Here is a 26349-nt window from a genome sequence, read left to right as displayed (position 1 = left end):
GCGTTGCTCAGTCGGTCGGGGTGGCGCGGGCGGCCACCATCAGCTGGCCCAGCGCCAAGCCGCCGTCGTTGGGCGGCACCAGGTGGTGCCGCAGGACCGTGAAGCCGTCCTCGCGCAGAGTGGCGGCGCAGGCCGAGGAGAGCAGCGTGTTGGCGAACACACCGCCCGTCAGGGCGACCGTGTCCAGCCCGTGCCGCTCGCGCGCCCGTACGCAGACGCGGTGCACCAGGCCGGTCACACCCCGGTGAAAGCGAGCGGCGACCAGGGCCGGCCCGACGCCCGCGCGCAGGTCGCCGACGATCGCCGCGAGTACGGGTGCCGGGTCGGCCCGTACGGCGCCGCCCCCGTTCTCCTCCGGCGCGTGCAGGGCGAAGGCGTACGCGGCGGTGTCCTCGGCGGGTGCGCGCAGGGCCGCGCCCTCCAGTTCGACGGCGGCCTGCGCCTCGTATCCGGCTCGGTGGCACACCCCGGCGAGTGAGGACACGGCGTCGAAGAGCCGGCCCATGCTGGAGGTGGGGACGCAGTTCAGGCTGCGCTCCAACTGCCGCTCCAGAAGCCGCAGTTCGTCCGACGGGCAGGCGGCCGTGCAGGGCAGGTCGTCGGACCAGCCGATGCCGGCCGCCCTCAGGTGGGCCAGCGCCATGCGGTACGTCCGGCGCACCGCCGCGTCGCCACCGGGCAGCGGGACGTACGCGAGGTGCCCGAACCGGGTGAAGCGGTCGTAGTCCGCGAGCAGGAACTCCCCGCCCCACACGGCGCCGTCGTCGCCGTGGCCGGTGCCGTCGAAGGCGACGCCGATCACCGCCCGGGTCCCGTCCAGCCCGTGCTCGGCCATCGCGGCGGCCACGTGCGCGTGATGGTGCTGGACGCGCAGGACGGGCCGGCGCGCCGCGTTCCGCTCGGCCCAGCGGCCGGAGCGGTAGCCGGGATGCCGGTCGGACACCAGGGCCTCGGGCCGCACACCCGTGAGGGACTCCAGCTGTTCCGCCGCGCGTTCGAAGACCGCCTGCGTACCGACGTCGTCCATGTCACCGACGTGCGCCGACAGCCAGGCGCGACGGCCGGCCCCCAGACAGAAGGCGTTCTTCAGGTCGCCGCCGACGGCGAGGGCCGGCCGCACGGGCAGCGGAAGGGAGACCGGCAACGGGGCGTAGCCGCGCGAGCGGCGGATCACCAGCGTCTCCCCGTCGCAGACGCGGACCACCGAGTCGTCGCACGGAACGTGGATCGGCCGGTCGTGCGTGAGCCAGGCGTCCGCCAGGTGCGCGAGCCGCTCCAGCGCCTCGGTGTCGTCGGTGACGATCGGCTCACCGGACACGTTGCCGCTGGTCATGACGAGCAGCCGAGGGCCGTCCGGATCGCCCGGCAGCCCGAGCAGCAGATGGTGCAGGGGCGTGTACGGCAGCATCACGCCGAGGTCGGGGCTGCCGGGAGCGACGGCCTCGGCGGGCCGCGGGTCCCCGGCGGCGTACGACGGGTGCGGACGCCGTCTCACCAGCACGACCGGCCGGACCCCGCCTTCCATCAGGGCCCGCTCCTCGGGGCTCAGCCGGACGAGGTGCCGGACGTCGTTGACGGTCCTGGCCATGACGGCGAACGGCTTGTCACCGCGCGCCTTCCGGCACCGCAGCAGAGCGACCGCCGCCTGGTCGGTGGCGTCGCAGGCCAGGTGGTAGCCGCCCAGGCCCTTCACGGCGAGGATCGCGCCCCTCGCCAGAAGGGTGCGTGCCTCGGCGACCGGGTCCACCCCGTCGACGCTCCTGACGCCTCGCTGCCGGGCGACGAGCAGCCGCAGTCGGGGCCCGCAGTCCGGGCAGGCGACCGGCTGCGCGTGGAAGCGGCGGTCGGCCGGATCCGCGTACTCCCGGGCGCAGTCGGCACACATCGCGAAGCCGGCCATGGTCGTGTGGGCCCGGTCGTACGGCACGGCGGTGACGATCGTGAAGCGCGGGCCGCAGTGGGTGCAGTTGACGAACGGGTGGCGGTAGCGCCGGTCCGCCGGGTCGGCCAGCTCGGCCAGGCAGTCGGCGCAGGTGGCGGAGTCCGGGGAGACCAGAGTGCGGGCCGGTCCGCCGGTGCGGGAGGTGAGGATGGTGAACGCGGTGCCGCCGGCGGCAGGCAGCTGCCGGTGGTGGACGGACTCCACGCGGGCCAGCGGGGGTGCCTGGGCGGCGATCCGGTCGCAGAAGCTGGCGACGGCCGAGGCGGCGCCCTCGACCTCCACGACGACGCCCTCCGGAGTGTTGGTCACGTGTCCGGTCAGGGCCAGTTCGGTGGCGAGGCCGTACAGGTAGGGACGGAAGCCCACGCCCTGCACGACTCCCCGGACGGTGACCCGGCGGCGCAGCGGGGTGTCCTCGGCCAGGGCGGCCGGGGCCTGCGGAGCGCTCACGAGTGGGTGTGGGCCATCGGGCCGGTGGCCTCGGGGTGTGGGTGCGGGTGCGGGTGGCCGTCGGGCGCGTGGGTGTGGCCGTGGTGGGCCGGCCGGGCCATGACCGGCGCGTGGACGGGTGCACCGTCCGCGGCCGCCATCGCCCTGTCGAGCAGCGCGCCGACTCCCTGCCCCCGGCGTGCGGAGGTCAGGACCACCTCGACTCCCGGGTTGACCTGCTCCACGTTCGCGCGGAACGTCGCCTCGTCGAACTCGACGGCCTCGGCGATGTCGGTCTTGGTGACCACGACCAGGTGGGCGAGGCCGAAGGCGGTGGGGTACTTGAGCGGCTTGTCCTCGCCCTCCGTCACGGAGGCGAGGGCGACCCTCAGCGTCTCCCCCAGGTCGTAGGAGGCCGGGCAGACCAGGTTGCCGACGTTCTCCACGAACAGCAGCCGGGTGTCCGCGGGCAGCCACCCGTCCAGGTGTCCGGCGAGCATCCCCGCCTCCAGATGGCACAGTCCGTCGGTGAGGACCTGCTTGACGGGGACGCCCGACCGCGCCAGGCGCGCCGCGTCGTTCTCGGTGGCGAGATCGGCGCTGAGCGCCGCGACGGGAACGGACCGCTCCCGGGCCCGCACCAGTTCGCGCTCCAGCAGCGCGGTCTTGCCGCTGCCCGGGCTGGACAGCAGGTTGACCACCGCGGTGCCCTGAGCCGCGAGGCGGGCGCGCAGTTCGTGGGCGCTCGCGTCGTTCTTGGCGAGTACGGCCTGCCGCAGGTCGACGACACGACACATGGTTCAGCGCTCCTCGGAGATCGGTTCGCGGGTGGGCGGGTGCGCGGGGCCGCCGTCCTCCCAGTGCACGTCGACGATCTGCAGTTCCCGGCCCGCGAGCAGGTCGGTACGCGTCCCGCCGCAGCCGGGGCAGGTCAGTCGGGGCGGCATGCCGACGGCCCATTCGTGTGCGCAGGTCGTGCAGCGGGCCCGCCCCGGCACGGCCTCGGTGACCAGTTCGGCGCCTTCCAGCAGGGTTCCGGCGCAGGCCAGTTCGAAGGAGAAGGCGAGCGCGTCGGGTACGACACCGGCCAGTTCGCCCACCTGGAGCCGTACCGATCGCACCGCCGTGACGTCACCGGCCCGGGTGGCGGCCTCGGCCACCTGGTCGACGACGGCCAGCGCGACGGACATCTCGTGCATGGGTCTCCGTCCTTTTGCCACCTGGCTCCGCCGGGCTTCATTAGAGGCGCGCGGACCCGGGCCGCACGGCCCGGCACGCCGTCACCGGGCGGCGGGTACGCCGTTCGACGCAATCGCACGGCGCACCCGGCGGCGCCCACGGTTCACATCCGTCGGATCCGCATGTAACGCCTGATGTCGGGAAACACCTGAGCGAAGACTGCGGCCATGGCGGCCACGGCCGCTCCGCCGATGATGATCTTCTTCATCCCGTCTCTCCTCATGTCGAAGCCTCAGCGGTTGGGGCCTGCGCCTCGGACGGCTCGCCGTTGCGCAGCAGCTCTTCGATCAGCCGGACTGCCTCCGGTACGGCGTCGGACACCGGCTCACTGAGACCGATGCCCTCGTCCACCGAGGCCGGTTCGCATCCGACCACCAGGACGCGTCCTGGTGGCTCGCCGCCGGTCCCGGCGCACAGCGTGCCCAGCAGCGCCAGGACGGTGTCGGGGGTCATCCGGTGGCCGTCCAGCGCGGGGGTGTCCGGCGGGGGACTCGCGCCACCGTCGTGTTCGATGACGTACAGGGTGCCGGGAGCCTCACCGCGTGCCGTGGCGTCCACGAGGACGAGGGTGTCGTAGCCGTCCAGCAGCTGGTAGGCGAGGTGCACCCCGCGTACCCCGATGTCCACGACCTCGATGTGTCCGGGCAGGTCGCGCTCGGCGAGCCGGCGCGCGGTCTCGACGCCGAAGCCGTCGTCGCCGAGGAAGATGTTGCCGATGCCGGCGACGAGGGTTCTGGGGCCCGACCGCGGTGAGGGGCTCATACGTCGTCCTCCAGCGGTGTGACCTCGTCGGGCTGGAAGTACAGGAACCGTCCCTGTTCCCGGCGGATGTCGGCGCCCGGGTCGCCCTCGACCGTGACCGCCAGGTGCACCCCGCCGTCGACGTCGTGCAGCACGGCCTCGACCTTCGCGGTGCGGCCCTGCAGGAAGATGTCCTGCGCGTCGGTGTGGCGCAGGCCCGGGCGCAACTCGACGCGGGTGCCCTTGCCCACGGGCCTGCCGTCCACGACCACCCGGTCGCGCTCCGGGTCGAAGCCCTCGTCGCTCGCCGGGTCCCACCAGGGGGTGTCCGGCTGCCGCACCCCGTACTCGTCGGGGAAGCCGTCGTGCGAGGCGGTGGGGTCCGGGCCGGTCACCTCGCGCAGGCTCCGGACCGCCCCGTGCAGGCGCTCCAGGACCTCGGCAGGCATCGAGTCCGCCAGCTCGATCACGGCGGCCGCCCGCTCGTCGGTGCCCCGGGCCTCGCGTTTCTCCTCGTCGGTGAGGGCCGCGGTGCGCAGCGCGAGGATCTCGTCGATCTCGGTGGCGTCGTAGAGCGCTCCGGGGCTCTCCGGCGCGATGGCCGGATGGTCCTCCAGGATGATCGGCGAGGACAGCACGAGGTCGGCGCTGCCGGGTTCCCCGGCGAGCACGGGCCAGGTGTGCAGGTTGCGGCAGCCGGCGACCGCGCCCTTCGCCCACTCGGGGGGATCGGTCATCGACAGGAACGATCCGGCGCTGAGCGCCATGAGGAGGTGGGTGGCCACCAGGGAGTGCGGCAGCGCCGCGTCCCGGTCCGCGCCGCGTCCCTCTCGGGGTGTCCAGTCGCTGGTGTTCTCGACGACGGCGGTCAGCCGCAGGGCCCGGTAGGGGCCGTCGAGTTCGCGGGCGGACAGCCGGACCGTACCGCTGATCTCCTCGCATCGCCGCACCAGTCGGCCGACGGTTCGGCCGGCCGCGTCCAGGACCGGTTCGGTGTCCTCGCGGGCGGGTCGTCGGAAGGGGTGCGTGACGCCGTCGCCGAGCAGCTCGTCCACCTTCGCGACCACCTCGACCCGCTCCTCGCCTCCCTCGTCCCAGGGCACCAGCACCCGGTCGTCGAGGCGCAGTTCGGCGACCGTGTCGAAGCCGCCGTCCGCGCGGGCCCGCTGTACCGTGCGCCGGCGGGCGTGCAGGAAGCGCACCTCGACCGAGAGGGTCGCGCCCTCCTTCGGTTCCATCAGGCACTCGGTGTGCTGGAAGTCGTGCTCCTCGCACTCGGCGCCCCAACCGGGCGGCACGAGCACGCCGAACTGCCAGCGCAGCCGGTTCTTGGCCGCCGAGGCGCGGTACGGGTAGAGCACGTAGCCCTCGAAGAGGACGGCGTCGGCCACCTGCCGGGCGAGGGCGAACCGCTTCTCCGTCTCGGAGGCGAACGCGGTCACGGTCACGGATCGGTCCTTCCGGTGGTGCCGGTGAGCGTGCGCAGCGGGTCGCGCCGGGGTGGGTCGGCGGCGCCGCCGGCGGCGAGCAGGGCCTTGAGGGTCGCCTCCCAGGAGGGCAGCGCGTGCCGGGAGCGGTAGGCGAGGAGGGCGTCCATGGTGTCGCGCGGCAGCCGGATCCAGCCGCATCCGGGGAAGTGCTGCTCGACCATCTCCCGCCAGGTGGCGACCGGCATCCGGAAGGCCGCCTCCCGGTCCCACGGAACCGGCTCGACCTGGAACCCGCCGTCTCCGGTGAACGCCGTGCCGGAGAACAGCATCAGCAGCGGCACCTCGCCGCCGGTGAGGGCCGAGAGGTAGCGGGTGGCGGCGATGTCCATGTCGTAGGTGCAGGGCACGACGAGGTCGGTCTCGGTCTCCCCGGTGAAGCTCGGGACCATCAGCGAGACCTGGGCGAACTGCACCGGCTGGAGCGTGCTGCCCCAGCGGGAGCGCTCGCCGAAGAGGTCCCCCAGTCCGTCGGCCTCGGCGGCGTCGTAGGCCCGTCGGGCGGGTTCGATGCGGATCTGGCAGCGCAGCGCGAGGGCGTGCACGCGCGCGTTGTCGGCCGCGGTGACGCGCAGGCGGAAGACGAGGGTCGGTCCGGCCGCGTAGGCGTCGGCGCGCACGCCGGTGCAGGCGAAGGAGAACGCCGTCACGGCCGCACCGCCTCGTCCACGGGCCGGGCGCGCCGCGAGACGTCCGCGAAGAACGCGTCCAGAGCGGCGCGTGCCTCGGCTCCGCCGTCGAAGCCCTGCCACAACAGGCGCATGCGGCCGACGAGTTCGTAGCAGATGTCGATCGGTACGAGATGGCACTCGCAGCGGCCGTCGGTGCGGCGCAGCAGCAGTGCCTCCACGTCGGGTTCGAGGAGTTCGGCGAGGCGGCTGCCGCCGAGGACCGACGTCCACGTGGCCGGATCGAGTTCGCTCTCGGTGGCTCCGGCCGGGCTGGGGTACAGGGCGACCAGGCGGTCGAGCGCCGCGTTGCGGAAGAGGAAGGCGACGCCGACCGGGATCTGCAACGCGTCCCAGGCACTCTCGTCGAGGTGATGTCCGGGGTCGGTGAGGTAGCGGTCCGGGACCGTGCGGAAGCGGCCCGCGGCGGCTCCCGGCTGTTCCATCAGCAGCGCGCAGGGGGCGCAGGCGCAGGCCAGGGCGCGTTTCTCGGTGTCGACGAGATGGCGATGGCCCGCCTCCACCTGCACGGCGCACAGCTCGCACCGCTCGGGCTGCGGAGGCCGCTCGGTGAGGAACCTCCGCAGGCCGGGCGAGCGCGTAGCCGGGGTCCCCGTCATCGGGCCCCCGTCGGTGCCGTGCCGATCTGGAGGAGCGTGGGCCCCTTGGGCGCGGTCTGCACGTCGACGGCCCTGACCTCGGGCGCGAAGCAGGCGAGCGCCGCCTCGGCGGCCTCCCGGGCGCCCGCGCCGGAGTCGGAGCCGCAACCGCAGCCACCGGCCGCCTCTCCGGCCCGCAGGGTCAGGGTGCCGCTCTTCTCGTCGAACTCCACGGCGTCCAGGGCGTGTTCCCGGACGCTTCCGAGGGCCCGGGCGATGCGGGTGTCGCGGTCCTCGGGGTGCAGGTCGTGCAGGACGAGCAGGCTCGCGACGAGTTCGTCACCGAGCAGCGGCGCCGCCGGTTCGCCGGGGGCGGAGGACAGCAGGTGGAGGATGCGGGCCAGGCCCGCGCCGTAGAAGTCCATGAGGGACCGGACGAGTTCCTCCGCGGCCGCGGCGGCGGCCGGGTCGCCGCTCGCGGCCAGGCGCTCCAGCACCTCCTCGACACGGCGTCCGGTCTGCTCCGCGTTCACCGGTGCCGCCGCCGTCGCCGCGCTCATCCGCCCAGTCCGCTCAGGCCGGTGGGCACGTGCATCGACTTCACCGTCTTGCCGCCGCCGACGTACATGTGGACGCCACAGGGCAGACAGGGGTCGAAGCTGCGGACGGCCCGCATGATGTCGATGCCCTTGAAGTTCTCCGGGGTGTTCTCCTCGAAGATGGGCGTGTTCTGCACGGCGTCCTCGTACGGGCCCGGCGTGCCGAAGGTGTCCCTGGTGCTGGCGTTCCAGGGGGTCGGCGGGTACGGGTGGTAGTTGGCGATCTTGCCGTCGCGGATCACCATGTGGTGGGAGAGGACACCGCGGACCGCCTCGGTGAAACCGACGCCGACGGCCTCGTCCGGCACCTCGAACTTCTCCCAGGTCTGGGTGCGTCCGGCGCGGACCTCCTCCAGGCCCTTCTCCGCGAAGTGCAGCGCGACGGCGGCGGTGTAGGCCTGGAAGTAGGTGCGCGCGCGGTTGCGTTCCAGCGCGTTGCTCCACTTCGGGATCTTCCACTCGAAGCTGGTCTCGGGCTTGGTCATGGTGCGGGGCAGGTTGATGACCACGCTGTGACCGGTGGCCTTCACGTACCCGGTGTCGACGAGTCCGGACAGGGCCGTCGACCAGAGGCGGGCGATGGGGCCGCCGCCGGTGTCCAGGGCGAGGTGGTCCTTGCCGTCGAACCAGCGGGGCGACATGACCCAGCTGTACTTGTCGTCGAAGTCGCGCTTCTGCGGGGCGGGGATGGTGTGCTGGTTCCACGGGTGGCGCGGGTCCACCGGGTTGCCGAGCGGGTCGTGGGTGACGAACTGCTCCTGGCCCTGCCAGTCCTCGTAGTAGGAACTGCCCAGCAGGATGCGCATACCGAGGTTGATCTCGGTGAGGTCGTTGGTGACGAGCTTGCCGTCGACGATGATGCCGGGGGTGACGAACATCCGCCGGCCCCAGTCCGTCATGTTGGCGTAGGTGAAGTCGCAGTACTCGGGGTCGTTGAGCGCGCCCCAGCAGCCGAGCAGCACCCGCCGGCGGCCCACTTCCTCGTAGCCGGGCAGCGCCTCGTAGAAGAAGTCGAACAGGTCGTCGTGCAGCGGCACGACGCGCTTCATGAACTCCACGTAGCGCATCAGGCGGCTGAGGTAGTCCGTGAAGAGCTGTACGGAGGCGATGGTGCCGACGCCGCCCGGGTAGAGCGTGGAGGGGTGCACATGGCGGCCCTCCATGAGGCAGAACATCTCGCGCGTGTAGCGGCTGACCTGGAGGGCCTCGCGGTAGAACTCCCCTTCCAGGGGGTTCAGCGAGCGCATGATGTCGGCGATGGTGCGGTAGCCGTGCTCGGCCGCGTGCGGGGCCTCGGTGCGCTCGGCGAGTTCGAGGACACCGGGGTTGGTCTCCTTGACCATCTTCTCGCAGTAGTCGACCCCGACCAGGTTCTCCTGGAAGATGTTGTGGTCGAACATGTACTCCGCGGACTCACCGAGGTTGATGATCCACTCGGCGAGGTGCGGGGGCTTCACCCCGTACGCCATGTTCTGCGCGTACACCGAGCAGGTGGCGTGGTTGTCCCCGCAGATCCCGCAGATGCGGCTGGTGATGAAGTGGGCGTCCCGGGGGTCCTTGCCGCGCATGAAGACGCTGTAGCCGCGGAAGACCGACGACGTGCTGTAGCACTCCGCGACCCGCTTCTGCTTGAAGTCGATCTTCGTGTGGATGCCCAGGCTGCCCACGATCCGGGTGATCGGGTCCCAGGCCATCTCCACCAGGCCGCTGCCGTCGCCGGCCGCCTTCGTCGTCGGTGCCATCTGTGTGCCGTGCCCTTCGTTGCGCGGGAGGTTCGTGTGGGTGGGGGTGCACGAAGCGGGGAGCGGACTACGTGCGGGGGACGATCACCACGGGGGTCGGTATCCGGTGGTGATGCTGTCTCCGGTGCGGCGCCACTTGGGCTCCTTGTCCACCGTCCTGGCGGTGATCGACCGCAGCTTGCGGACCACGGCGCCGTACGCTCCGCTGGCGTTGCTGGACAGCTTGGCTCCGGGGGGCTCGTCCATGAACGGCATGAACTTGTCGGGGAATCCGGGCATCGTGCAGGCGATGCAGATGCCGCCGACGTTGGGGCAGCCGCCGATGCCGTTCATCCAGCCGCGTTTGGGCACGTTGCACTTGACGACCGGGCCCCAACAGCCGAGCTTGACCAGGCAGGTCGGCGAGTCGTACGACAGGGCGAACTGGCCCTGTTCGTAGTAGCCCGCGCGGTCACAGCCCTCGTGCACGGTGGCCCCGAACAGCCACGTCGGGCGCAGCTTGTCGTCCAGCGGGATCATCGGGGCGGAGCCGGCCGCCTGGTAGAGCAGGTAGGTGAGCGTCTCGGAGAAGTTGTCGGGCTGGATCGGACAGCCGGGGACGCACACGATCGGGATGCCGGCGTGGGACTTCCAGTCCCAGCCGAGGTAGTCCGGCACGCCCATGGCGCCGGTCGGGTTGCCCGCCATGGCGTGGATGCCGCCGTAGGTGGCGCAGGTACCGATGGCGACGACCGCCAGCGCCTTCGGGGCGAGCCGGTCGATCCACTCGCTGGTGGTGATCGGCTGGCCGGTCTCCGGGTTGTCGCCGAAGCCGCACCAGTAGCCCTCGGGCTTGATGTCCTCGTTGGGGATGGAGCCTTCGACGACCAGGACGAACGGGTCGATCTCGCCCCGCTCCCCCTTGAAGAACCACTCGATGAACGTGTCCGAGCCACCGACCGGACCGCATTCGAAGTCGATGAGCGGCCAGTGGACGGCGATCTTCGGAAGACCCGGCAGCACACCGAGCACGATCTCCTCGATGCTGGGCTGCATGGCCGCCGTCAACGCGACCGAGTCGCCGTCGCAGCTCAGCCCCGCGTTGATCCAGAGAATGTGGATCGTGGGTGTCTCGTCGGCGGGCGCGCCGCCCGCTTCCGCGGCATCGACCGTGTCCGGCGTCGCCTCAGTCATGGGACCGCCTCCTGGGGAGGAATGGGATGAAGGCCTGCATTTCGGCCGTCGACGTTCTTCGTATCAGTCGCTCGGCCGCGCTGAGATGCCGAAGGGGGCCGTTCAGGTGACGTCGACGGCGGAGGGGGCCGGGCCGTGTTTCGCAACCGCGGCGACGCCGAGATGCGGCGGTGTGCCCGACGGCCGCTCCTTGTGGACGAAGGAACGCCGCAGAGCGTGGTACGGGGCGTCCGGGTCGTCGAACGTCCGGCGCATCCGGGCCAACTCCCGCTCGCGGAAGCCGGCCAGCGGGGTCGCGCTCTCCAGCCGGTCCAGCTCCGTCTTCTTCGCGGTGATCCGTGACGCCGTCGCCGGCAGGGACGCCAGGCGCGCCGCCAGCCCGCCGACCTCCTGCCCGAACTCGCCGGGAGCGCAGTCGACCACCCGGTCGGCCAGCCCGAGGCGCAGCGCGCTCGCCGAGCTCACCGGCAGGGCCTCACGCATGAGCCGCTCGGCCGTCGCGGGACCCACTCTGCGCGGCAGGGTGTGGGTCCAGTACTCCGAGCCGTACAGGCCCATCAGACGGTAGTGCGGGTTCAGCACGGCGCCCGAGCGGCACCACACCTCGTCGGCCGCCAGGGCGAGCATCACCCCGCCCGCCGCGGCGTTGCCCGCGACCGCCGAGACCACCAGCCGGTCCGTCGTCGTCAGGACCGCCTCGACCAGATCGTCGATGGCGTTGATGTTCGCCCAGGACTCGGCAGCGGGGTCGTCGGCGGCCTCGATGACGTTGAGGTGGATGCCGTTGGAGAAGAAGTCGCGCTCGCCGCCCAGCACCAGCACCGAGGTGGGCCGCGCGCACGCTTCCCGGTAGGCGTCCAGCAGACGCCTGCACTGGTCGGTGCTCATGGCGCCGCCGGGGAAGGAGAACGAGAGGAAGCCCGCGTTCCCGTCCTCCCGGTAGCGGATGTCCGTCCAGGTTCGGTGCCCCGCCTCCGGCAGCAGGGGCGGGGCGTGCTCGGGCAGCGGCGGCAGCCGGTCGCCCAGGGCCCGCACGGCGGGCAGTTTGTAGGTGGGCGGCAGGCCGGGCCGGCGTCGGCGCCGCAGCTCGGGGATCCACACGGCGCCGTCCTTGGTGGCCCGGCAGACCGCCCCGGCCCGGGTGGCCAGCAGTTCGCCCGGGCGGCCGCGCAGCTCGCTCTCCGGGTGGCCGCCGTGCAGGTACCACTCGTCGCCGAGCAGGACGTCCAGCACACCGGGCTGCGAGTTGGCCGCTCTCAGCTTGCGCAGGACGTCCTGGGTGGAGTCCTCGGCCCAGTCGATCCGCCGGACGCTCTGGTCGAGGTAGGGGCGGGCGCGCAGGCGGGTGTCGGCGGTGCGCGCCGTGTCCTGCTTGAGCGGTACGTGGGTTCCCCCGGCGAAGCGCTCCACGGCGAGCAGGACGGCTTCGAGCGCGGCGTCGGCGATCTCACCCCGGTACAGCTCGCTCTTGGGCACCGGAGGGACCCGGCACGGGACAAAGGCCCACACGTCTCCGGCGTCCATCTCCCCGTCGGCCTGCAGGACGGTGACGCCCCACTGGTCGACGCCCTCGTGGATCGCCCAGTCCAGGGAGGACGGTCCGCGGTCGCCGACGGGCCCCGGATGGACGACGAGGCACGTGTGCGCGGTCCACACCTCTTCGGGGATGGCCGTCTTCAGCATCGGCGACACGACGAGCTGCGGCGAGTGCCGTCTTACGGCTTCCGGCAGCGCGCTGCCGGGCAGGGCGAGTTCCACCGCCACGGTGTGGCCGCGGTCGCGCAGTTCGGCGTGGACGCGCTGGGTGAGGCTGTTGAACGCGCTGGCTAGGAGCAGGATGTGCACGGCTGCCTCCGGGCGGACGAACGGCAGGCAGGGATGTCCGCCGACCGCGATCCTCGGTCAAGGCGGCCCGCCGTTCCCGGAGACAGACGATGAGGTCATCCGAAAGCGGGCGCCGATCCGCCGTCCGGCCTCACCGGCCGTGGCCCGCGCCGACACCGGCGACCCGGCGCGCCGGGTCAGCCGTGGTGGACGATCACCGTCGTCGCAGGCCGCTGGTGACCCGCTCCCACGGGGAGCGGGTGGCACCGAAGTGGGTCTCGTGCGTCCAGATGTGGGTGCACGACCGGCACTGCAGGTGCAGCAGGCTGCCGACGTTGGAGAGCAGGTAGCGCCAGTGCTCGGAGCAGGTGCGTCCCTGCTCGCAGGTGCCGCACCCGCGACGGTCGTCGCAGTTCGGGCAGGCCACCCAGGCGCGGCGCCCGATGTCGGCCTGCGGGTCAAGCGGCAGCATGGCCGTCCCCTCTCCGCGGCAGCACACCGGCCGCGACCAGCTCGTCGTACACGCGCTGCTGTTCCGCGCTGAGGCCGGAGTAGAGCAGCTCGTAGGCGGCTTCCTCGCCGCGCAGGGCGGCGACGGGGTCCCAGTCGGAACCGAGGGCGTCCAGGACATGAGCGCGCCGGAGAAGTTCGTGCGAGGTCAGGTCGACGTCCAGGTCGACCAGAGGGTGGGCGCCGGGGTGGTCCGCCGCAGGCCTGCTCGCCTCGGCGGGTTCGTCCGGTTCGCCGGGAAGGGCGCGGCCATGGAGGGACATGCGACCGAACGTAGGTAAGCGCTGCTCCTCCCGGCAAGAGCAGGTGGGAGAAGTCACAGCAGGTCCGGACGCCCGGGGGCGAGGGCCGCACCGCCCTCCGGCCGCGCCGGACCGCTGCCCAGGCAGTGGCGGCGCGGCGGAGGTCCTCAGGTTCCTTCGCCGCGCGCGGCCTCCCCTGTCACCACGGCCGCAGCAGTTCACGCAACGCGTCGATGTCGCCGAGCAACGCGTCGATGCCTCCGTCCGTGAGGGACGGGTCCGCGACGGGCCTCAGGGCAGGGTCACGCAGCGCCGCGGCCAAGGCGGCGACCTTGGCGTTGAGCACCTCGTTGACCCGTTCGTCGATCGTGTCCGTGGCGAGCAGCACGGTGCAGGAGGGGTCGGCGTCGGCCGGCAGGCCGAGGCGGTGGGTGCGGTCGATGGCCTGGAGCCAGGTACCGGCCGCGTATCCGCGGTCCAGGTGGACCTGGTCGCTCGCCGCCAGATGCAGGGAGACCCCCTCGCCCAGGGTCTGCGGGGTCGCGATCAGCGCCCAGCAGTCGTCGTCGTGACGGAAGCGGTCGAGGTGGGCCCGGCGGTTGGCGCGGCCCGTCGGCTCGTCCAGCGGGGTGGCCCCCGTGATGACGGCCGGACGGTGCCTGGCCAGCGCCGCCGTCAGCGCCTCGACGTTGCCGAGGAAGCCCGACCAGACGACGGTCTTGCGGCCCCGGGCACGGTTGTCGGCCACGAGCTGGGCGGCGCGGACGACCTTGGCCGGGCGGATGTGCCGGGCGGGGTCGGCGACCAGGGACGCCAGGTCAGTCTCGCCGGGCCCCTCCAGTGGCAGCGACCACGGGCGCCCCGGGGCGAAGACGGCGGCGGGGTTGGCCGCGGCGGCGATGAGGTTCAGCAGGGCGCGGCCCGCCTGGGCCGCCACCGCTCCCGAAGCGGCCCTCTCGGCACCGCCGGCGTCCCGCGCCCACTGCCGCACCCGGTCGCACATGGCGTCGTACAGGGCGCGGTGGGAGGCGTCGAGGGCGATGCGTTCCACCCGCAGCCGCAGCGGCGGGAGTTCGAGGTCGTCCTTGGTGGCGCGTACGTAGGCCCGGTCCCGGAGCCGGGCGAGGTCGCCGTGGACGAGTCGATGTCCCTGGCCCGGCCACACCAGGTCGAAGACGGCCTCCAGGTCGCGGGGCCGGTTGGGCATCGGGGTGCCGGTCAGGACCATCGTGGCGTCGGCGCGGCGGGCGAGTTCCGCGGCCTCGGCGCCGCGTCGGGAAGCCGCGCCGGCCTTGGCGCGGTGTGCCTCGTCGAACACGGTGAGGACCTTCCGGCCGCGGGACCATCCGGCCAGACCGGCGCGCACCACCGGGTCACCGAGGCGCTCGTAGTTGAGGACCACCACGGTGTCGGTGCGGGCCAGGACCCGGGGGCGTACGGCGACGGAGGGCAGCCGTGGCGGCGCGAAGCAGGCGCGGGCCTCCTCCACCCAGGCGTCGAACGCGGACGGCGGGGCGACCACGAGCATGGCGTGCGCCGCTCCTCGGGCCCGCAGTGCGGTGAACACGGCGTAGGCCACGGTGGTCTTCCCCGAGCCCGGCACGGAGAAGTTCGCCCCGCCGCCGGCGGCGACCAACCGGGCCACGGCCGTGCGCTGGAAGGGCCGCAGCGGCCGGACGAACCCCAGGGCCGCGAGGTCGAGTCCGACGGGCCAGACGGACTGTTCGGCGACGTCCGTGGCGAGCAGCCGGGTCAGTGCGTCGGCCGTGCCGCCCCCGGACGCGCGCAGCCGCTCGGCGGCCGGGGTCCAGCTCCAGCGGGCGGACGCGGCGGGATGCCGTTCGAGCAGCCGGGGCAGCGCGCGGGCCCGGTCACGGCGCACCGTGACCGAGGTCGCGGTCACGGCGGTGGCCGGTGTGCCGTGCACGGTCGGCCGGAGCAGGTTGGCGACCTCCTGCCACCACCGGTCGGTGACGTGCTCCGGCCGGCGGACGACGGGCCGGCCTTCCTCGTCCACGGCGACCGTGCCCGTGGCGCGGTCGTTCTCGTTCGCCACGGCGATCACCGGCGGGCCTGCTGCTTGAGGTAGGCCATCACGCCCTGCCGGAGGAAGCGGCGCAGGTTCTCGATGGACTCGTCGGTGCTGCCCTCCACCTCGGGGTCGATGCCGAACTCGTCGATCATCCGGGGCAGATCGGGGTCTTCGGGGTCGTACTCCTCCTCTTCGACGCCCGCGCGTACGGCGTCCACCGGGATCTGGGCGAGGACGCTCGCGTGGGCCGCCAACGTGTCGACGTCGTCCACCAGGGCGATGATGGCCTTCGACCACTCTCCGGGGTCGGAGAGCGGGTTGGCCGTGTCCGGTTCCTCCTCCACCGGGGTGTCGGGCCACAGCGGGACGGCCACGCCGGTGGTGAGGGCCGGTCCGCGGTCGGCACCGTCGGTGCGGGGTCCCGGGAGCAGGGCGGAGGGTCCCGTGAAGCCGTCCGCCGCCCGCTCCGGCCGGCCGTCGGTGCCGGAGGTGTTCGCCCACCGCTGCCGCAGCCACTCCTCCAGCATCTCCTCGCCGCCGGCCGGGTCGAGCGGGACGACGGGTTCCTCGACACTGGCCGCGGCGACGATCGCCTCGAGCTGGTCGATGCCCTCACGCGAGCGGGCGGCGTTCAGGACGACGACGTCCGCCTCCACCTTCATGACCCCGCCGCGGCCGCCACGGCCGGTCAGGGTCATGGAGGACGGGTAACGGACCGTGCGGGGGCTGCCGTCAGTGTTCGTCCCGACGGTCATGCGGTACTCACGCAGGGCGGGGTTCGCCGCGTGCGCGACGAGGGCGAGGACGGCGAGGGCCCGCTGGTGCGCGCCGAGCGGCGCCCGCTGCGCGGACGAGGCCGCGTCCAGCTCCCGTCGGGCGCCTGCGGCGATGACCTCGACGTCCCGCTCGATCAGTTCGGTCCAGTTCCCTTCGTGCTGACCGATGTCGCGCAGCTCCGGCTTGCGGAAGGAGCGCGCGATCACCGCGGTGAACTGGCCCATCTCACCGTCCCCTTCGAGACCGGCGACCAGGCCGGCCAGGGAGGCGGTGGTGGTCGCGGCCTGCAGGGGCGAGTTGGGCACCCGCAGCCTCTTGAGCGTTTCGCGCACCACGCCGTACCGGGTGGCGAGAGCCGGGTCGTCCACCACGGTGGAGACCATGACGTGGGTGGTGGCCACGACTCGGCTGCGGTAGGGGGCGCGCGCCGGGTCGTCCGCCCAGGGCACCTCCGTGTCGCCGAAGAAGACGTCTCGCTGTTCCTCGGTGAGGTAGTCGCGGCGAACGAGGTCGTTGACGACCGTACGGGCCTTGAAGGCCTCGTCGTCGGCCTTCCCCCACAGGGTCGGGTTCTGTCCCTTGACGTGGAAGCGGGCCATGTCCGCGTAGACCACGTCGTGGTCGCTGTTGCTGCGGTACGGCCGGACGGCGATGCCGATGTCCATCCGGGCCGTCATCATGCGCACAGTGGCCTCCGCCTCCGGCGACGCGCCGTCGAGCCAGGTCTGTACGGCGTTCCCGGTCCGGCCGGCCGGCCACACGGCGAAGGAGGCGTCCTCGAAGCGCAGTTCGCGGAACGCCGCCTCGATCGTGTCGGGCGTGTGCGGGCGGACGGTCAGGGAGCCGTCGCCGTTCTCCCAGTGCAGCGTGGACAGTTCGGCGTTCAGGCCCATCAGCTGGCCCATGAAGGACTGGGCGACGCTGACCCGCGTCCAGCCGTCGTCCGTCTCGACGAGGTGGCCGCGCTCGTCGTCGGACACGAACATGTCGTACGCGAATCCGCGGACCTCCTCCCGGATCCCTTCGAGGGCGAGTGAGTCGGCGAACTCCTTCTCGGCCTCGCCTGCGTACGCGTGCGGGATGCGGACCGTCTTCTGCGCCTCGGTGATGTCGATCAGATGCTGGGCGGAGCGCGCCTGCACGCGCAGGCCCGTGCCGACTTCGTGGATCAGCGACCGCTGGTACTTCTCGCGCATGATGCGCTGGGCGGAGGCGGCCATGCGCGGCTGCACGGTGGCCGGGCGCACCATGGGGACGCACACCTGAAGCTGGGCGACCGACAGCAGCCCGGCGTGGTTGCGCCGCCACTGTGCCCGGCGGACGGCATCGGCGTTGTCGCGGCCGATCGACACCGCCTCGATGGCCCGGACGAGCCCTGCCGGGGTCTCCTCGGGCGCACGGCCGTGGACCCTGCCGTACCACTCCATGACGGCCCTGCCGAGCGCGGTGGGCGGCTCCCCGTCGGAGAGGGCGGGCTCGCCGCTCAAGGGCTCGAACACCGGCGGCAGCAGGGGGAACACGCCGTCGAGCGGGACGGCGTCGGAGATCAGGTTCTGATGACCGGGGTTGAGGAACTGGAAGGAGCTCTTACGAGCGACCATGGGGGGCAACCTCCAGGGGTCGACACCCGTCGAAGCGTGCTGCCCCCAGGCTCCGTCCCCGGCCGACGGCGCGAGGGCGCCGCTGCGTGGCTGCGGGGTGCGGGTACGGGAGGACACGGTGGAGACGGGTGCGTCATCGGTGCACTGCACAGGAGCGCGGTGCTCAACTGCGTGACGACGCAAGCGCCGCCTCCACGGACTCGTCACCAGAGCTGTCCAGGCGCGTCGCCTACTGCGGCGTGCGAGGGCAGGTGGACTCCCGACATCGTGGAGCGACCACCTGTCGGAGGTGGTTGCAGGGAGACAGTAGCGACCGGCGTCCCAACTTGTCCCTAGAACGCAGGAGTTCGGGTACGAACGAGGCCTCGTCGCGGCTGGTGGCGGGGGACTTCCGCTCGACGGCCCGGGTGAGGTAAGGGGCTCCGCGCGAAGGCGGGTCATACATCCGTGGGACGGTGGGTATGCTCGCCGCCATGTCCACGGCTGCCCTCCGTCCATCGCCCCAGGCCACAGTGGCCGCACGGGCGGGATCGCGGTGACGCCTGCCCGGACTCACCGCGCCCGCACCTCGCGGACGACGGGGCACCGGCCCCACCTCATCAGCCAGCCGAACGACAGCCGTATGACGACCGAGAGCAGCGAGAAGAACACCGTGACGACGTACGACTACGAGAAGGACGGCGCGGCCATCTACCGCCAGTCGTTCGCCACGATCCGCGCGGAGGCGGACCTCGCGGGTCTGCCCGCCGACGTCAGCCAGGTAGCGGTGCGCATGATCCATGCCTGCGGAATGGTCGACCTCGTGCGCGACCTCGCCTTCACTCCGGACGTGGTGACCCGGGCTCGCCGGGCCCTGCGCGCGGGTGCGCCGATCCTCTGCGACGTCCGGATGGTGGCCAGCGGCGTGACCCGCAAGCGGCTGCCCGCCGACAACGAGGTGCTGTGCACGCTCTCCGACCCCGCCGTCCCCGACCTGGCCGCGAAGCTGGGCACCACGCGCAGCGCCGCCGCGCTGGAGCTGTGGCGTGACCGGCTGGAGGGTGCCGTGGTCGCCGTCGGCAACGCGCCCACCGCCCTCTTCCGTCTGCTGGAGATGATCGACGAGGGCGCTCCCCGGCCCGCCGCCGTCATCGGTGTCCCGGTCGGCTTCGTCGGCGCCGCCGAGTCGAAGGACGCCCTGGCCGCGCACCCGTCCGGCCTGGAACACCTGATCGTCCGCGGCCGGCGCGGCGGCAGCGCCATCGCCGCCGCCGCACTCAACGCGATCGCGAGCGAGGAGGAGTGAGCGCGGCGGAGTAGGCGCAAAAGGGTGAGCGCGGAGGGGGCACCCGGGGGACCCGGACGCCGTCGCCCCGGTCAGCTCTCCTCGGCCGGGGTGGGCCGGGCCGGGCCCGCCGTCCACTTCTCCTCGATCCGGCCGACCTTCCACACCACCAGGGCCACCGCCCAGGTGGCGAAGAACAGTCCGACGATGAGGTAACCGACGAGGTTCAGGTCGAGCCCGGACACCCAGTCCCAGAACGGGCCGCGCAGATCCGCCTGCTCCGCGACGAGGCCCAGCAGTTCGACCGTGCCGATGATGAGGGCGACCGCCACCGACAGGCCGGTGATCGTGAGGTTGTAGTAGACCTTGCGGACCGGTTTGGAGAAGGCCCAGCCGTAGGCGAAGTTCATGAACGAGCCGTCGATCGTGTCCAGCAGTGACATGCCGGCGGCGAAGAGGACGGGCAGGCACAGGATCGCGTACCAGGGCAGCCCGGAGGCCGCGCCCGACCCGGCCATGACGAGGAGCGCGATCTCCGTCGCCGTGTCGAAGCCGAGCCCGAAGAGAAGGCCCAGCGGGTACATCTGCCAGGGCTTGGTGATCGACTTCATCACGCGGCCGAGGAGACGGTTCATGAAGCCGCGGTTGTCGAGCTGCTTCTCCAGGGCCGCCTCGTCGAGGTGGCCGGTGCGCATCTGCCGGAAGACCTTCCAGATCCCCACCATGATCACCAGGTTGATGATCGCGATGACGTACAGGAAGGTCCCGGAGACGGTGGTGCCGATCCAGCCCGTGACGCTGTGCAGCGTGGAGTCGTCGTCGCCCACCGGGCCGGCCAGCGCCTTGACGCCGAGGGACAGCAGGAAGGCGAGTACGAAGACGATGGACGAGTGACCGAGCGAGAACCAGAAGCCCACCGACAGGGGTCGCCGGCCCTCGCTCATCAGCTTTCGGGTGGTGTTGTCGATCGCGGCGATGTGATCGGCGTCGAAGGCGTGCCGCATCCCCAGGGTGTAGGCCGTCACGCCGATACCGATACCGAAGGACTTGTCCCCCAGGCTGTAGTGCTCCGGAGCGACGATCACCACCAGTGTGAACCAGCCGATCACGTGCAGCGCCAGGATGAACGCGGCCATCCCGCCGAGGCTCGTCCACTCCTTGCGGGTCATCGACGTACGGATCCGGTGCCACGAGAGTCCGCGCCCACCGGCCGGGGGCGGAGCCGGGGCCGGGGCCGGGGACGGAGCCGCGACCGGGGCCGGTGCCGGTGCCGGTGCCGGGCGAGCGGAATCGGGGGCGGTGGTCATGAGGGTGCGGGCCTTACTCCTTGGCGTGCGGCTGTTCTCAGCCGCGCACTCCAGGTTTGTGCGAATGAGTTGCAGCTACAACACATCCGCGGCAAAGCCCCCGTCAGGTTTCCGCCAGCGTCAGGGAAAGCCGCCCCGGCCGGGGCGGCGCGGGGCGAGCAGGGGAACATGGGCCGTGGCGGCGGTCCGCGCCGCGTGGAGACCGTTCGCGCCGACGAGGGGGTGGCATCGATGAGCACGTCCGCCTCGCGCCCGCGCAGTCACGACGTCAGCCATGCCGCGCCGCCGAAGCAGCCGCCGCGGACCTCGCCCGGGGCCAGCCGCCGAGTATCAGTGCGTGCAGGGAAGTACGGGTCCGTTCATGAGCGGTGAAGTGCAGGGCGTCGGCGAGTCGACGGGCGGCGCCGGAGCGCGGGGCGCCGACGAGGCGACGCACCAGATCGGGGACCGAAGCGCCCCCGAGGCCAAGGGCGGCCGAAGCGCGCAGCTCAAGCACACCGGACTGCGTCCCGGCTGGACCACCGGCGCCTGTGCGACCGCCGCCACGACGGCCGCGTACACCGCCTTGCTGACCGGTGAGTTTCCCGACCCGGTGACGATCACGCTGCCCAAGGGGCAGACGCCCGCGTTCGCGCTCGCGGCGGAGGAGCTGACGGACGCGTACGCCATGGCCGGGATCGTGAAGGACGCCGGCGACGACCCGGACGTCACACACGGCGCGCTGGTCCGGGTCACGGTACGGCGGCTCCCCGTCGGGGCCGGGGTGGTGTTCCGGGCCGGTCCCGGGGTCGGGACGATCACCCGCCCCGGACTGCCCCTGCCGGTCGGGGAACCGGCCGTGAACCCCGTGCCCCGCCGGATGATGCGCGACCACGTCACCGAGGTCGCCGCCCGGCACGGCGGCAGCGGCGACGTCGAGATCACCGTCTCCGTCGACCACGGCGAGGAGATCGCCCGCTCCACCTGGAACCCGCGGCTGGGCATCCTCGGCGGTCTGTCGATCCTCGGCACGACCGGCATCGTGGTGCCGTACTCCTGCTCGGCGTGGATCGACTCGATCAGGCGGGGCGTGGACGTGGCCCGGGCGGCCGGGCGCACGCATGTCGCCGGGTGCACCGGGTCGACGTCGGAGAAGGCGGTCGTCGCCGAGTACGGGCTTCCCGAGGACGCCCTGCTGGACATGGGCGACTTCGCGGGGGCCGTTCTGAAGTACGTCCGCCGTCACCCGGTGGACCGGCTGACCGTCTGCGGCGGCTTCGCCAAGCTGTCCAAGCTCGCGGCCGGGCACCTGGACCTGCATTCCGCCCGCTCCCAGGTCGACAAGGGCTTCCTCGCCGAACTGGCCCGGCGCGGCGGCGCGGACGAGGCACTGGCCGCCGAGGTGGCGGAGTCCAACACCGGGCTCGCCGCGCTCCAGTTGTGCACGGCGGCCGGGGTGCCGCTGGGCGACCTGGTCGCGACGGCGGCCCGCGACGAGGCCCTGGCCGTGCTGCGGGGCGCGCCCGTCGCGGTCGACGTGATCTGCATCGACCGGGCGGGGACGGTGGTGGGACGCAGCGCGGTGGCGGCGGGACGCGGCCCGGCGACATGAACGTCCTGCGGGGAAGGCGGGAGCCGGCTCAGCCGCCGACCGCGCCCACCCTGAGGCGGTTTCCGTCGAGGTCCCGCAGCTCGAGCTCACGCCCCCAGGGTGCGGCCTCGGCCCGGACCCCGAACTCCGCCGCGACGGCGTCGAGGTCGGTGACCCGCAGGTAGACCAGGGTGTCCGGCCGCGCGTCGCCCTCGTGCTCCGACAGGAACAGCCGGACCCGGCCACGGGCGACCTCCGTGAACACGGGCAGCCCCGGCTCGAAGCGGTGCTCCCACTGCTGGAGGAAGCCCAGGCGCGCGTACCACTCCACCGCAACCCCGGCGTCCCGCACCCGCAGGATCGGGATGACTTCTTCTTCGTCCATGGCGTAATCCTTCACCGGGAGCGTGGCGGACATCCACACGAGGGGTGGACACATCCTGTGGCGGCGTTCAGCACGGATGGTGTTCCGCTCACTGGGCAGTCGGGCCGTGGGCGACGGCCTGCCGGACGCCGACGGAGCGGCGCTCGGCAACCGTCGCGACCCGCACACCCCTGTGCACGCCCACAACACCGGCTACCCAACAACACCCTCTTGTTGCACACTACTTGCAAGACCAAGTTGAGTGCGAGAAGGGACGGATTGTGGACTCGCCGAGAGCGCCCGGGATCGCCCACACGCCGGTCATCCCACGCCACCTCGGCGACACCCACGAAGGGGCGTCCGCCGGGGCCTCCGACAAGGCCGCCGGGATCTTCGGGCGGCCATGCCCCGGCGGCCCGGCCATCGACCGGGCAGCGCGCGTGGGGGATCCGCGCGCTGCCCTCATCCCTCGCCCGCTTCCCGGCTGGTACGCCTCCCCCTTACCGGAGTTGCCGACGGCCGCCGCGGCCGCCGCCCTTCGCCCCGAAGGGCACACCAGCAGTCGGCCGGCGGGCGGCGACAGCGCGGCCTCGCTCCGGGAGACCGTCGCGGCCGAACAGGCGCCGCCGTACCTGTCGATCGATCCACCAACACCCCTGGAGTCCCTGGCGTACGCCTCACCGCACTCCAACGCGGCCGAGGCGGTGGCTGCCTGATGGGTACTCAGGTGTTCCGGGGCACCGAACTCCTCACCCACGCCGACGACTTGCACTCCGTATACGCCGAGGCCTTCTGCGCCCCGCCCTGGAACGAGGACGAGGAGATGGCCGTCGAGTTCGGGAGGCGGCTCCCGGTGGACGCGCGGCGCCCGGGCTTCACCGCAGCGCTCGCCTTCGCGGGCGAGGAGGTCACCGGCTTCGTCACCGCCTGGACCACGCCCACCCCGTTCCCCACCGGCCGCAGCTATCCGGAGGCCGCCGCAGGCCTGGGGCCCGAGCGCACGGCGGAGTGGCTGTGCGGGGCCCGCGAGATCGACGAACTCGCCGTCCGCGCAGGGGCTCGCGGCGCAGGGCTCGCCTCCGGCCTGCTCGCAGCGGTCGTCGCGGACGCTCCCGAGGGCCGCTCCTGGCTGCTCACCTCCGTCCGCTCGCCGCGGGCCGTGACCTTCTACCGCCGCCAGGGCTGGGTCCAGGTCACCCACCCCTCCCCCGACGACACGGGCATCGTCGTCTTCCTCGGCCCCGACCATCCGGCACGGCGCCACGCCGCCCCTGCCCTACGGGCGCGCTCGGGTCAGTTGTAGACGTTGAACTCTGCCACTGACCACCAGCTACGGGCGACATTGCCGGTATTGACGACCTTGATATAGCGAGCGGTCTGCGTCGGGAAGGAAATCAGGTGGACTCGTTGGCCGTCCGCTACGGACGTGACCTTGGTCCAGTCGGTTCCATCCGTGGACACGTATACGTCTGCGCTTCGCGCGTAGTCGCTGACACTGCCGCCGACATCCAGCACGATCTTGTCGAAGGTCTGCGTCTGCCCCATGTCCACTTGGATCCAGAGGCCGTCGTACTGCCCTGTTCCGGAGCTGTACCGGGTGTCGGAATTGCCATCGAGCATGTTTCCGGGCGCATCCCACTGGCTTGCGTCCGAAGACTTTGCGGTCCAGCCTGTCCGCGGCAAGGCAGGACCAAGATCTATGACGTCGAACGTTGATCCACCTGCGTCTGCTCCGCTGGCCCCCTTCACGGAAACCGTGACCTTCCCCGCTGGAAGCCCCTTCGGAACGTAGGCGCTGATGCCCGTGTCCGACCAGGTGTCTATTTCGGCATAGCTTGATCCGAAATACACCGTGCCCAGCCCCTGTGTATCACCGAAACCAGAGCCACGAATCGTGAACTTGGAGCGCGGCATGCCTCGTTCCGGCTTCAGATCGCTGAAGGTCGGCGATGGGAAGCTCGACAGCTTCTTGGTGGTGAACATCGCCGAGGTACCGCTTGGCAGCGTATACGTGTACGAGCCGTCGGCGGATATCTTGAAGCTCCTGCTGTCGGTGGTCCCGTTGAATACTACGGTTACCTGCGACCCTTCCTTGCTGGTCCAGGTCTTCAGCCGGAGGCCGTTCGATACTGCTGTAGGAGCTGTAATTGAGCCGTTTCCACGCGCAGACCCGTACACCTCGATGTCGCCGATGGACCACCAGAAACCGGATGCCGCGGTACTGACGATGCGAATGTACTGTGCCGTACGGGGCGGCAGTGTGACTGCTATCTTGCCGATACCCCCGCTGCCGCTCGCAATCGCGCTGCCCCAATCGGCACCGTCGTTCGAAACGTAGATCTGATACTTGGTGACGTAGTCGAACGAGTTGTTCACGCCGGTGTCGATGACGATTTTATTGAAGCTCGTGGGGCTCCCCAGGTCGATCTGGAACCAGTCGCCGCTCGTCGTCCCGTGCCCGAGACTCCACTTCGTGTTGATGTCGCCGTCGATCGCGTTCGCGGCCACACCCCAGTCCGGCTGCGCGGAAGCCGTGGCGGTCCACTTGCCACGGCTCAGTGCCCTTCCTGTCGTCTGGACGGAAGCTCCGATCGGCAGGGAGTACGTGACCAGCTTGTTTTCGGTGCGGATGGAGTTCTGGTAGGGCAGCAGTGCCGGGTCGTACGTGACGGTGACCGGGCCGGATGCCGACGTGAAGGTGAAGTCGTGTGTCGGGTCCGAGACCTTGGTCGCTGCGGGGGCGCGGCCGCTCTGCGCAGGCCCGGAGTACGTGAAGGTGACGGCGTCGCCGGCGTTCAGGGTGTAGTCGAACGAGTGTGTCCCGTCCGCGACGCTGAATGTCTTCGCGGCGCTGCCCGAGTTGTGGGCGATCAGGACCTTCGATCCGTCCGGGTTCTGGAACGCGACGTTCTCTATGCTTCCTTCGCCGAAGGTGTTCGAGTAGATCCGGCGCGCTCCGGGCTTGACGAACCTGCTGGCATGAGCGAGGGCGTGGTAGTCCACGTTGTAGGTCACCCGCCCGTCGGCCGGGTCGATCGTGAGCAAGCCCCGGAGCATGGGTATGCCGGCCGTGTCGCTGTTGAGGGGGCCCCGATCGGGGTCGAGTGCGATGTTCCACAGCATCACCCCGTTCGCCCAGTTGCGCGTTCCGTTGATGATCCACGTTCCCAGTGCTTCGCTGAACGCCGTCTGGTCGCTGTCCTGCCAAACGCCTCCGGTGGCTTCTGTGATGAAGGTTTCCTTGCTCGGGTAGTCGTTGTGGACCACGGTCTGGTAGTTCGGGTTGCCGCTGTAGATGTGCCATCCGGTTCCCGCGGTGTACTTGGACGCTGCGGGGTCGCTGAAGATCGTCTCCGGATACGAGGGCACGTCCCAGTTGTGGTCCCAAGCCAGGATCTTCGTGGAGATTCCGCCTGCTTCGAACGCCTTGCCGATCTCCTGGATCAACTCGGCTTCCTGGTACGCGGACAGGAACATTCCGGGCCAGGTGGGAGTACCCATGGGTTCGTTCTGCGGGGAAATGTAAGAGATGGGCACGCCGGCTTCGCCATAGGCGTGGATGAACTTGACGAAGTAGTTGGCCAGCGCGGAGGTGTACTCGCTCCTGAGGGTGCCTCCGATCATGGAGTCGGAGGTCTTCATCCAGCCCGGTGGGCTCCACGGGTTGGCCATGATCTTGATGGAGGGGTTGAGTGAGAGGGCCTGCCGCAAGGCCGGAATGATGTACGGCACGTCATGCTGGACGGAGAAGTTGGACAGCGTGGGGTCCGTTTGTCCCGCGGGCATGTCGTTGTAGGAGTAGTTCCCGGACGCGTTGAAATCCGTGGCGCCCATCGGAGAGCGGAGCAGGCTGAGGCCGATTCCCTTCGAGGGATCGAACAGCTTCTGCATCAGCTTGGTCCGCTCGGCGGTGGACAGCTTGTCGATGAGCCAGGCGGAGGAGTCGGTCATGGCCGCCCCGAAGCCTTGGACCTTCTGGTACTTGACGCTGTCGTCGATCTTGATCGTCAGCGGGTTGGCCGTTCTCCTCGCCTTGAACAGCACGTCGTCCTGGCCGGCGACCCACTTGTCGGCCGATACGTCCGTCAGCCACACACGGACGGAATTGTCACGTGAGGCTTGCTTCAGCTGCGGGGCGGCGATGGCGCTGCCGGAAGCCTGGGTCCAGGCGGCGGCGACACCAACTGCGGAGGCCAGGAACTGGCGTCGTCCGAGACCGTATGACCTCATGGAAGATCC

23 protein-coding genes are annotated in these 26349 nt (G+C 71.4%); 4 read left to right on the top strand and 19 right to left on the bottom strand.

The genetic code is table 11. The features are described from left to right. Positions 1 to 7: 7 nt before the first annotated feature. From hypF to AQJ84_RS06325, 16 genes are all read right to left on the bottom strand, one after another. Positions 8 to 2392 carry a carbamoyltransferase HypF gene (gene hypF / locus AQJ84_RS06395; protein WP_053192606.1) on the bottom strand — a complete coding sequence of 795 codons (2385 nt, stop codon included), beginning with the start codon at positions 2390 to 2392 and terminating at the stop codon, positions 8 to 10. After that, positions 2389 to 3168, bottom strand: a complete 780-nt coding sequence (gene hypB, locus AQJ84_RS06390; protein WP_030041607.1) for a hydrogenase nickel incorporation protein HypB — start codon at positions 3166 to 3168, stop codon at positions 2389 to 2391. Before hypB ends, hypF begins: the two co-directional genes overlap by 4 nt. 3 nt (positions 3169 to 3171) lie before the next feature. Beyond that, entirely contained in the window at positions 3172 to 3570 is a 399-nt protein-coding gene (locus tag AQJ84_RS06385; protein ID WP_030041606.1) for a hydrogenase maturation nickel metallochaperone HypA/HybF, read from the bottom strand. 143 nt (positions 3571 to 3713) lie between these two features. Then, positions 3714 to 3818 carry a DUF6893 family small protein gene (locus tag AQJ84_RS45070; protein WP_374935428.1) on the bottom strand — a complete coding sequence of 35 codons (105 nt, stop codon included), beginning with the start codon at positions 3816 to 3818 and terminating at the stop codon, positions 3714 to 3716. A gap of 11 nt (positions 3819 to 3829) precedes the next feature. Further along, complete coding sequence (locus AQJ84_RS06380; protein ID WP_030041605.1) at positions 3830 to 4372, bottom strand: hydrogenase maturation protease; 543 nt, start codon at positions 4370 to 4372, stop codon at positions 3830 to 3832. Further along, the gene (locus tag AQJ84_RS06375) at positions 4369 to 5799 is read right to left on the bottom strand and encodes a hypothetical protein (protein WP_030041604.1); all 1431 of its coding nucleotides are present in this window, start codon (positions 5797 to 5799) and stop codon (positions 4369 to 4371) included. The genes AQJ84_RS06380 and AQJ84_RS06375 overlap by 4 nt, the downstream gene beginning before the upstream one ends. Next, entirely contained in the window at positions 5796 to 6488 is a 693-nt protein-coding gene (locus tag AQJ84_RS06370) for a DUF6084 family protein (protein WP_030041603.1), read from the bottom strand. Before AQJ84_RS06370 ends, AQJ84_RS06375 begins: the two co-directional genes overlap by 4 nt. After that, the gene (locus AQJ84_RS06365) at positions 6485 to 7126 is read right to left on the bottom strand and encodes a DUF5947 family protein (protein WP_030041602.1); all 642 of its coding nucleotides are present in this window, start codon (positions 7124 to 7126) and stop codon (positions 6485 to 6487) included. The genes AQJ84_RS06370 and AQJ84_RS06365 overlap by 4 nt, the downstream gene beginning before the upstream one ends. Beyond that, a complete protein-coding gene (locus tag AQJ84_RS06360; RefSeq protein ID WP_030041601.1) occupies positions 7123 to 7665 on the bottom strand; it encodes a hypothetical protein in 543 nt (180 codons plus the stop codon). The genes AQJ84_RS06365 and AQJ84_RS06360 overlap by 4 nt, the downstream gene beginning before the upstream one ends. After that, positions 7662 to 9446: a nickel-dependent hydrogenase large subunit gene (locus tag AQJ84_RS06355; RefSeq protein WP_030041600.1), complete on the bottom strand. Its 1785-nt coding sequence runs from the start codon at positions 9444 to 9446 to the stop codon at positions 7662 to 7664. Before AQJ84_RS06355 ends, AQJ84_RS06360 begins: the two co-directional genes overlap by 4 nt. Before the next feature lie 84 nt (positions 9447 to 9530). After that, complete coding sequence (locus AQJ84_RS06350) at positions 9531 to 10619, bottom strand: NADH-quinone oxidoreductase subunit B family protein (RefSeq protein ID WP_053192609.1); 1089 nt, start codon at positions 10617 to 10619, stop codon at positions 9531 to 9533. A 102-nt stretch (positions 10620 to 10721) separates the two neighbouring features. Further along, a complete protein-coding gene (locus tag AQJ84_RS06345; protein ID WP_053192611.1) occupies positions 10722 to 12464 on the bottom strand; it encodes a hydrogenase maturation protein in 1743 nt (580 codons plus the stop codon). A 193-nt stretch (positions 12465 to 12657) separates the two neighbouring features. After that, on the bottom strand, positions 12658 to 12915 hold the full coding sequence (locus AQJ84_RS06340) for a hypothetical protein (protein WP_030041597.1): 258 nt from the start codon (positions 12913 to 12915) through the stop codon (positions 12658 to 12660). Next, positions 12902 to 13216, bottom strand: coding sequence for a DUF6400 family protein (locus AQJ84_RS06335; protein ID WP_030041596.1), 315 nt, complete (start codon positions 13214 to 13216; stop codon positions 12902 to 12904). Before AQJ84_RS06335 ends, AQJ84_RS06340 begins: the two co-directional genes overlap by 14 nt. A gap of 178 nt (positions 13217 to 13394) precedes the next feature. Then, positions 13395 to 15251: an SNF2-related protein gene (locus AQJ84_RS06330; RefSeq protein WP_159042785.1), complete on the bottom strand. Its 1857-nt coding sequence runs from the start codon at positions 15249 to 15251 to the stop codon at positions 13395 to 13397. A 5-nt stretch (positions 15252 to 15256) separates the two neighbouring features. Beyond that, the gene (locus AQJ84_RS06325) at positions 15257 to 17605 is read right to left on the bottom strand and encodes a hypothetical protein (protein ID WP_030041594.1); all 2349 of its coding nucleotides are present in this window, start codon (positions 17603 to 17605) and stop codon (positions 15257 to 15259) included. 622 nt (positions 17606 to 18227) lie between these two features. Between AQJ84_RS06325 and AQJ84_RS06320 the strand changes: the two genes are divergently transcribed. Beyond that, positions 18228 to 18890 carry a precorrin-8X methylmutase gene (locus AQJ84_RS06320; RefSeq protein WP_053192615.1) on the top strand — a complete coding sequence of 221 codons (663 nt, stop codon included), beginning with the start codon at positions 18228 to 18230 and terminating at the stop codon, positions 18888 to 18890. A 71-nt stretch (positions 18891 to 18961) separates the two neighbouring features. Here AQJ84_RS06320 and AQJ84_RS06315 read toward each other — a convergent pair whose 3' ends face one another. Next, entirely contained in the window at positions 18962 to 20038 is a 1077-nt protein-coding gene (locus AQJ84_RS06315) for a Nickel transporter NicT (RefSeq protein WP_030041591.1), read from the bottom strand. Between the two features lie 499 nt (positions 20039 to 20537). Between AQJ84_RS06315 and AQJ84_RS06310 the strand changes: the two genes are divergently transcribed. Beyond that, positions 20538 to 21767 (top strand): cobalt-precorrin-5B (C(1))-methyltransferase, encoded by a 1230-nt coding sequence (locus AQJ84_RS06310; protein WP_225877293.1) that lies wholly within the window; start codon positions 20538 to 20540, stop codon positions 21765 to 21767. 28 nt (positions 21768 to 21795) lie between these two features. On the opposite strand, the gene AQJ84_RS06305 is transcribed toward AQJ84_RS06310, so the two are convergent. Beyond that, complete coding sequence (locus tag AQJ84_RS06305; RefSeq protein WP_030041589.1) at positions 21796 to 22131, bottom strand: glyoxalase superfamily protein; 336 nt, start codon at positions 22129 to 22131, stop codon at positions 21796 to 21798. Positions 22132 to 22391: 260 nt separating this feature from the next. Here AQJ84_RS06305 and AQJ84_RS06300 point away from each other — a divergent pair, with 260 nt between their 5' ends. Continuing rightward, positions 22392 to 22826 (top strand): hypothetical protein, encoded by a 435-nt coding sequence (locus AQJ84_RS06300; RefSeq protein WP_030041588.1) that lies wholly within the window; start codon positions 22392 to 22394, stop codon positions 22824 to 22826. Next, positions 22826 to 23413: a GNAT family N-acetyltransferase gene (locus AQJ84_RS06295; RefSeq protein ID WP_030041587.1), complete on the top strand. Its 588-nt coding sequence runs from the start codon at positions 22826 to 22828 to the stop codon at positions 23411 to 23413. Before AQJ84_RS06300 ends, AQJ84_RS06295 begins: the two co-directional genes overlap by 1 nt. Here the strand turns inward: AQJ84_RS06295 and AQJ84_RS06290 are convergent. Then, positions 23404 to 26340, bottom strand: coding sequence for a discoidin domain-containing protein (locus AQJ84_RS06290; protein ID WP_051870022.1), 2937 nt, complete (start codon positions 26338 to 26340; stop codon positions 23404 to 23406). The two genes, AQJ84_RS06295 and AQJ84_RS06290, sit on opposite strands and share 10 nt — an antisense overlap. Positions 26341 to 26349 lie beyond the last annotated feature (9 nt).

This window comes from Streptomyces resistomycificus, from assembly GCF_001514265.1.
Classification (GTDB): domain Bacteria; phylum Actinomycetota; class Actinomycetes; order Streptomycetales; family Streptomycetaceae; genus Streptomyces; species Streptomyces resistomycificus.
The sequence above is the reverse complement of the archived record's forward strand: the minus strand, read 5'-3'. Positions and strand labels throughout refer to the sequence as shown.